Source organism: Mesorhizobium sp. M4A.F.Ca.ET.050.02.1.1 (assembly GCF_003997725.1).
GTDB lineage: Bacteria > Pseudomonadota > Alphaproteobacteria > Rhizobiales > Rhizobiaceae > Mesorhizobium.
Genome location: NZ_RZSG01000309.1, coordinates 1 through 6,610, shown reverse-complemented (window position 1 = coordinate 6,610; position 6,610 = coordinate 1). Strand labels below are relative to the sequence as shown.

The following is a 6,610-nucleotide window of genomic DNA, read 5'->3' as shown; positions in this document are numbered from 1 at the left end:
CCTCCAGATAGTCGATGAAATGCGTCAGCCCGACGCTGGTGAGCCCTTCCGCCTCGGCCGCGACGATGGAAGCGGCGAGCGACTGTGCGTTTTCCTCGTTGGCGCCGGCGCCAAGCGCCGCCATCCGGCACAGCCCTGTTGCCTGATCGAGACTGAGTTGCATGGTGATGGGTTCCTAGTGAGCAGCGAGTAGCGAGTAGGGAATAGCGAATGGGAATGGTGGGCTGTTGGCCGCCTCGTGTCCTATTCGCTACTCGCTATTCGCTACTCACTTCTAACCGATCTTGACCGGGATCCGCGCCTCGATTCGGCTGAAGGCGAAGACGAGGATGCCGGTGATGGCCATATAGATCAACGCCAGCAGCAGCAAGGGTTCGTAGGTGAGGTAGGTGTCCTGCCGTACCTTTGACGATACGGCGAAGATGTCGATGACGCTGATCGTTGCTACCAGCGGCGTCGACTTCAGCTGCAGCACCGTTTCGCCGGTCAGCGTCGGTAGCGCCCGGTAGAAGGCCTGCGGCAGCCAGATGCGGCGGAAGATCTTCCAGCGGCTCATGCCGAAAGCGCGTGCCGCTTCCAGTTGCCCCTTCGGCACGCCGGCGAAGGCGCCGCGCATCACCTCGCCCTCGTAGCCGGCGAAGGACAGGGTCAGCGCCAGCACGCCATAGGGCCAGGCCTGCCTGAGATATGGCCACATCCAGGAGTCGCGGATCCATGGATATTGCGGAAACAGCGAACCCAAGCCGTAATAGAGCAGCCAGAGCTGCAGGAGCAGCGGCGTCCCCCGGATGATGGTGCAGAAGACCTTGGCCGGCATGGCGAACCAGAACGGGCCACCGGCCTGCGCCAGCCCGAGCGGCACCGCGAGCAGGAAGCCCAGCGAGCAGGTGACGGCCAGGATCCACAGCGCCCGCCAGATGCCCATGAGACCCATTTCCCAATATTGCGGCAGCCAGTCCCAGCGCATGAAGAAGGCGGCGCCGAGGACCAGCCCCAGCGCGATCAGGATCAGCACGATGCGATGCGGCTGCAGCCACAGCGAGGCGCGCGCGACGGCGTTGACGACGACGGCTTCGTTGGCCATCAGCGCGCCTCCTTGACCGAAGGCATGCCGCGCCGCGACCATACCTCGACGCGGCCGATGATCAGGTTGGAGAACAGCGACAGCAAAAGGTAGAGCGCGCCCGCCGCGACGTAGAATGTCAGATAGGCCTTGGTGACGCCGGCGGCCTGCCGCGTGGCAAGGGTCAGTTCGAAGAAGCCGACGACGGCCAGCAGCGCGGTGTCCTTGGTGGCGATCAGCCAGAGATTGGCAAGGCCGGGAATGGCGAAAGGCAGCATCGCCGGCAAGGTGATGCGTCTGAGCAGCAGGCTTGGCGGCATGCCATAGGCGCGGGCAGCTTCGATCTGCCCCTGCGGGATGGACAGGATGGCGCCGCGGATGACCTCGGTCGAATAGGCGCCCTGGACGAAGCCGAGGACGAAAATGCCGGCCGCCAGCCCGCTGATGTCGACGCGCTGGTAGCCCATCGCCGTCAGCACCTGGTTGATCAGGTCGGTGCCGGCATAATAGAGCAGCAGGATCAGCACCAGTTCCGGTACGGCGCGCACGATGGTCGTGTAGACGGCGAGCAGATCGCGCACCACCGGGCCGCCATAGAGCTTGCCATAGGCGCCGCCGGTGCCGATCAGAAGCCCGAGGCAAGTGGCGCCGATGGCGATCTCGATCGAATGCAGCAGGCCGACCAACAGCGTTCCGCCCCAACCCGGCGGCGTGGGCGAGAGGAGCTCCATGATGCCGGCCGCCGAGGCCGGAAGAAATGCGTCGATCAGCTTCGCCCCCGGATTGCTGGAGCCAGGACCGCCCGGTGCTATACGCCCGCGGAAAGCCTGCTTGGACAGATGCCGGCGAAACCTCGCGGCGTGCCGGGCACGCCGCGAGGTCGCTCACTCATGCGGTGGGACCGTCAGTTCGACTGCGGGTCGTCGCCATAGACGTCGAAATCGAAGTACTTCTTGGTGATCTCGGCATATTTGCCATTGGCGCGGATGGCCTTGATACCGGCGTTGATCTTTTCCTTCAGGTCGGTGTCTTCCTTGCGCAGGCCGGCGCCGACGCCCGGTCCGAGAACATCGAGATCAGGCGCGACCATGCCCTTCAGGTCGCAGCATGCCTTGCCCTGGTCCGACTTGAGGAAGGCGTCGAGCGCGATGGAATCGGCCTGCACCGCATCGAGACGGCCGGCGGCGAGATCCTGGTCGGCTTCGTCCTGGGTCTGGTATTCCTTGATCTCCGCCGCTCCGGTGAAGTGCTTCTTGGCGTAGACGGCGTGGATGGTCGAGACCTGGACGCCGATGACCTTGCCCTTGAGATCGTCCGGCGTGGCGCCGAACTTCTGGTCCTTCGGGCCGATGATGGCGGTCGGCGTGTTGTAGTACTTGTCGGAGAAGTCGATCGTCTTCTTGCGTTCTTCGGTGATCGACATCGAGGCGGCGATGAGGTCGATCTTCTTGGTGGTCAGCGCCGGAATTATGCCGTCCCAGGCGACAGGGGTGATGACGCAGTCGAGCTTCTCCTCGGCGCAGACGGCGTCGATGAAATCGATCTCCCAACCGACCCATTTGCCGGAAGCGTCGGGCGAGGCGAAGGGCGGGTAGGGTTCGGCGGCGACGCCGACCTTGATCGGATCGGCCTTGGCGACGCCCATCGCGGCGACGCCGAGAAGCAGCGCCGCGGCGAATGTCTTGAGAACAGTCTTCATGTCAGGACTCCCAGTTTGTTGTGTTCCCGGTTTTCGCCCCGCTTCACTTCGGTCCTAGCCGACGTTGCGGAGGAATTGCTTGAGCCTTTCGGATTTGGGCGCGCCGAACAGCTGTTCCGGCGGGCCTTCCTCCTCGACCAGCCCGTTGTAGAGGTAGACGACATGCGTCGCGACCTCGCGGGCAAACTTCATTTCATGCGTGACCAGAACCATTGTCCGTCCCTCGCGCGCCAGATCGCCGATCACCTTCAGCACCTCGCCGACCAGTTCCGGATCGAGCGCCGAGGTCGGCTCGTCGAACAGCATGACGCGCGGATTGATCGCCAGCGCCCGGGCGATCGCCGCGCGCTGCTGCTGGCCGCCGGACAGATAGGCCGGATAGACGTCGCGCTTCTCGGCGAGGCCCACACGCGCCAGCAGCTTCTCGGCCTGGGCGACCGCCTCCTCGCGCCTGACGCCCAGCACATGCACCGGAACCTCGATGACGTTCTCGATCAGCGTCATGTGGCTCCACAGGTTGAAGTTCTGGAACACCATGCCCAGCCTGGAGCGGATGCGCTCGATCTGCTTGCGGTCGGCGGGAACCGTGTGGCCGTGGCTGTCGGCCTTCAGCTTGATCTCCTCGCCGTTGACGCGGATGATGCCGCTGGTCGGGTTTTCCAGGCAGTTGATGCAGCGCAAGAGCGTCGACTTGCCGGAGCCCGATCCGCCGATGATGGCGATCACCTCGCCGTCGCGCGCCGACAGCGACACACCCTTCAGCACGTGCAGTTCGCCGAATTTCTTGTGCAGGTTCTCGACATGAATGGCTTCGGCGGCGCCGCTCTGCGCCTCGCCGGATCGCACTGCGGCAGCTTCCACCGCGCTCACCATGTGGCCTCTGCAGGGGCGATGGCAGGTCGTCGAACGTCCATCCGGCTAATCAACATACGCTGCACTGTCCCGCTCCAGACTTCAGCATGGACCCGACAGCGCGAGCCCGTCAATCCCGCTCATTACGGCACTTGCGGCCTTGTTGCGCAAGTGTATAAATAGCCCTCCATGAAATTTTCTCGGCTTTTTTCATCTTAAAAGGGCATTGATGAGCGCTTTCGGATCACAGTCCATGGCGGCGCCGCTGCGGCGCGTGCTGATGCGGTCGGCAGCCAACGCCATGCGCGACGCCGACAGGGCTGCCTGGCACTATGGCCCCGGCTTCAACCCGGCGAAAGCAGCCTCGCAGCACGTGGCCCTTGCTGAACTGGTGGCGGCTTCCGGCGCCGAAATCGAATGGATAGAGGACACGGACGACGGCCTGTCGGATTCGGTGTTCACGCACGACCCATCGCTGATGACCGACCGCGGCGCGCTGATCCTGTACATGGGCAAGCCATTGCGCGCCAGCGAGCCCTCGCTGCATGAAGAGACCTACAGAAGACTGGGCATTCCGATCCTGGGCCGCGTCGAGGCTCCTGGCCAGGTCGAAGGCGGTGACTGTGTATGGGTTGATGGCCGCACGCTGGCGATCGGGCGCGGTGTCCGCTCCAATCAGGAAGGCATCCAGCAGGTTTCAAACCTGCTGACGCCGCTGGGCATTTCCGTCTACGGTTTTGACCTGCCGCTGTGGCAGGGCGAAGAGGCGTGCCTGCATCTGATGTCGGTGATCAGCCCGCTGGCCGACGACCTCGCACTGGTCTATTCCCCGCTCTTGCCGGCCCCGTTCTATCAGATGCTGAAGGCGCGAGGCATCCGGCTGGTCGAAGGCGACGCCGGAGAGTTCGCCGCTTCCAACGGCCTCAGCCTAAACGTACTGCCGACCAGCCCGCTCAAAGTCATCGCCGTTGCAGGCTTTCCCAAGACCAAAGCCGCGATGGAAGCCGCCGGCTGCACGGTTGAAATCTTCGAGGCGGATGCGCTTTGCATCGCCTGCGAAGGTGGGCCGACATGCCTGACGCGGCCGATCCTGCGCCGATGAATGCGCCATCCCGCCGCAAGTTCCGTCGCGAGGGCGAGGACCGGCGGCGGCAGGATCTGATCGAAGCGACTCTGGATAGCGTGGCGGAACATGGTCTGCAAGGTGCCACCTTGCGCGCCATCGCCTTGCGTGCCGGCGTCACCGCCGGGCTGATCCGGCATTATTTCCCCGGCAAGGAAGAATTGCTGCAGGAGGCATATGCGGCGCTGGTCGGCCGCATGACCGAGCAGGCCAAAGCAGCATTGGTCATGGAAGATGCCTCTCCGCGCCAACGTCTTGCGGCTTTCGTCACCGCCAACCTCAACACGCCGATCGTCGACGCGCGGGTGTTTTCGCTTTGGGCAACCTTCATCGGCCGCGCCAATGCGGATCCGACCTTGGCCCATGCCCACCGCGAAGGCTATCTTGGCTTTCGCAACGAGGTGGAAGCGGTTGTGGCCGAGGTGCTCGCTGCAGAACAGCGCAAACCGGACGCAAGCCAACTGCGCCACCATGCCATCGCGATCAACGCGATCATCGACGGGCTCTGGATCGAAGGCTGTCTGGCGGGCGATATGTTCGAGCCCGGCGAATTGGCAGCGATTGGCATCAAGGCTGTCGAGGCCGAACTCGGCCTTGCGCCAGAAAGAGGAGAACGATGACCACCATCGGCGAGGCCCTCATCACCCTGCTCGAGGCGCATGGCGTCGACACCGTTTTCGGTATCCCCGGCGTCCACACGGTCGAGCTCTATCGCGGCCTGGCGCGTTCGAGCATCCGCCATATCACGCCGCGCCATGAGCAGGGCGCCGGCTTCATGGCCGACGGCTATGCCCGCGCCAGCGGCAGGCCTGGCGTCGCCTTCGTCATCACCGGTCCGGGGCTCACCAACACCATCACCGCCATGGGTCAGGCGCGCGCCGATTCGGTTCCGATGCTGGTTATCTCGGGCGTCAATGCTACCGACACGCTTGGCAAGGGCTTCGGCTTCCTGCACGAACTGCCCGACCAGCGCGGCATGATGGAGAAGGTGGCGCTGTCTTCTGAGCGCATTACCGAGGCCAAGGAGCTGCCCGGCGTGCTGGCCCGTGCCTTCGCGCTGCTCGCGTCGTCGCGTCCCGGCCCGGTCCATGTCGAGATCCCGACCGATGTCATGGTCAAGCCGGCCGACGGCATTGTCGCCTCATTGAGCAATGCGGCGCCGCCGGCTCCCGACGCTGCCGCAATCGCGCAGGCAGCAAGTCTTTGCAAGACCGCGAGCCGCCCGCTGATCCTGGCCGGCGGCGGCGCAAAATGGGCCGAGGCGCCCTTGCGGCTTCTGGCCGAGAGGCTCGGCGCGCCGGTCGTCGAAACGACCAACGCGCGCGGCCTGCTGCATGGCCATCCGCTCTGCGTGCCGGCCAGCCCCAGCCTGAAGGCGGTGCGCGCGCTGATGGCGGAGGCCGATCTTGTCATCGCCGCCGGCACCGAATTCGGCGCGACCGACTATGACGGCTATGGCGATGGCGGCTTTGTCCTGCCCGCCAATCTGATCCGCATCGACATCGGCGCCGACCAGCTCGCGCGCCGTCCGGTGACGGTCGGTATCCGGGCCGATTGCGCTGAGGCGCTTGGTGCCCTGCTGGCGGAGCTCGGCTCAGATCCCGTCGCCGCGCAAGACGGCAATGCCTGGGCGGCCGCGGCACGAGAGGCCGCGTTCGCCGAGCTGAGGCCGGACTATGTGGCGCAGATGCGCGCCGTGGAGGCGATCCGCGATGCGCTGCCCGGCGCCATCATCGTCGGCGACTCGACGCAGCCGGTCTATGCCGCCAACCTCTACTACGACCACGATCGACCCGGCGGCTGGTTCAACGCCGCGACCGGCTTCGGCGCGCTGGGCTACGGTCCGCCCGCAGCGATCGGCGCGGCCCTTGCC

At 65.1% G+C, this 6,610-nt stretch carries 7 protein-coding genes and 1 pseudogene; 3 read left to right on the top strand and 5 right to left on the bottom strand.

The window, feature by feature from the left end; translation table 11 throughout:
- The 5 genes and pseudogenes from EOA33_RS40630 to EOA33_RS19735 form a co-directional block, all read right to left on the bottom strand.
- Nucleotides 1-163, bottom strand: a pseudogene (locus EOA33_RS40630) (Ldh family oxidoreductase); the annotation flags it as partial.
- A 111-nt stretch (nucleotides 164-274) separates the two neighbouring features.
- Nucleotides 275-1,084 carry an ABC transporter permease gene (locus tag EOA33_RS19750; protein ID WP_126056893.1) on the bottom strand — a complete coding sequence of 270 codons (810 nt, stop codon included), beginning with the start codon at nucleotides 1,082-1,084 and terminating at the stop codon, nucleotides 275-277.
- Nucleotides 1,084-1,749, bottom strand: a complete 666-nt coding sequence (locus EOA33_RS19745; protein ID WP_189375370.1) for an ABC transporter permease — start codon at nucleotides 1,747-1,749, stop codon at nucleotides 1,084-1,086. Before EOA33_RS19745 ends, EOA33_RS19750 begins: the two co-directional genes overlap by 1 nt.
- A gap of 218 nt (nucleotides 1,750-1,967) precedes the next feature.
- Nucleotides 1,968-2,762: a transporter substrate-binding domain-containing protein gene (locus tag EOA33_RS19740; protein WP_127406350.1), complete on the bottom strand. Its 795-nt coding sequence runs from the start codon at nucleotides 2,760-2,762 to the stop codon at nucleotides 1,968-1,970.
- A 54-nt stretch (nucleotides 2,763-2,816) separates the two neighbouring features.
- On the bottom strand, nucleotides 2,817-3,635 hold the full coding sequence (locus EOA33_RS19735; protein WP_245482382.1) for an ABC transporter ATP-binding protein: 819 nt from the start codon (nucleotides 3,633-3,635) through the stop codon (nucleotides 2,817-2,819).
- Between the two features lie 208 nt (nucleotides 3,636-3,843).
- On the opposite strand from EOA33_RS19735, the gene EOA33_RS19730 reads away from it, so the two are divergent.
- From EOA33_RS19730 to EOA33_RS19720, 3 genes are all read left to right on the top strand, one after another.
- On the top strand, nucleotides 3,844-4,716 hold the full coding sequence (locus tag EOA33_RS19730; protein ID WP_126056891.1) for a dimethylarginine dimethylaminohydrolase family protein: 873 nt from the start codon (nucleotides 3,844-3,846) through the stop codon (nucleotides 4,714-4,716).
- Nucleotides 4,686-5,357, top strand: a complete 672-nt coding sequence (locus tag EOA33_RS19725) for a TetR family transcriptional regulator C-terminal domain-containing protein (RefSeq protein ID WP_126056890.1) — start codon at nucleotides 4,686-4,688, stop codon at nucleotides 5,355-5,357. Before EOA33_RS19730 ends, EOA33_RS19725 begins: the two co-directional genes overlap by 31 nt.
- Nucleotides 5,354-6,610: 5-guanidino-2-oxopentanoate decarboxylase (locus tag EOA33_RS19720; RefSeq protein WP_127406349.1), on the top strand; the 1,257-nt coding region annotated here is incomplete at its 3' end. The genes EOA33_RS19725 and EOA33_RS19720, both read left to right, overlap by 4 nt.

Excerpts from the sequence above, each read along its gene's own strand:
- EOA33_RS19750 (WP_126056893.1), bottom strand. The coding sequence starts at position 1,084 with ATGGCCAACGAAGCCGTCGTCGTCAACGCCGTCGCGCGCGCCTCGCTG.
- EOA33_RS19735 (WP_245482382.1), bottom strand. The coding sequence starts at position 3,635 with ATGGTGAGCGCGGTGGAAGCTGCCGCAGTGCGATCCGGCGAGGCGCAG.
- EOA33_RS19740 (WP_127406350.1), bottom strand. The coding sequence starts at position 2,762 with ATGAAGACTGTTCTCAAGACATTCGCCGCGGCGCTGCTTCTCGGCGTC.
- EOA33_RS19725 (WP_126056890.1), top strand. The coding sequence starts at position 4,686 with ATGCCTGACGCGGCCGATCCTGCGCCGATGAATGCGCCATCCCGCCGC.
- EOA33_RS19730 (WP_126056891.1), top strand. The coding sequence starts at position 3,844 with ATGAGCGCTTTCGGATCACAGTCCATGGCGGCGCCGCTGCGGCGCGTG.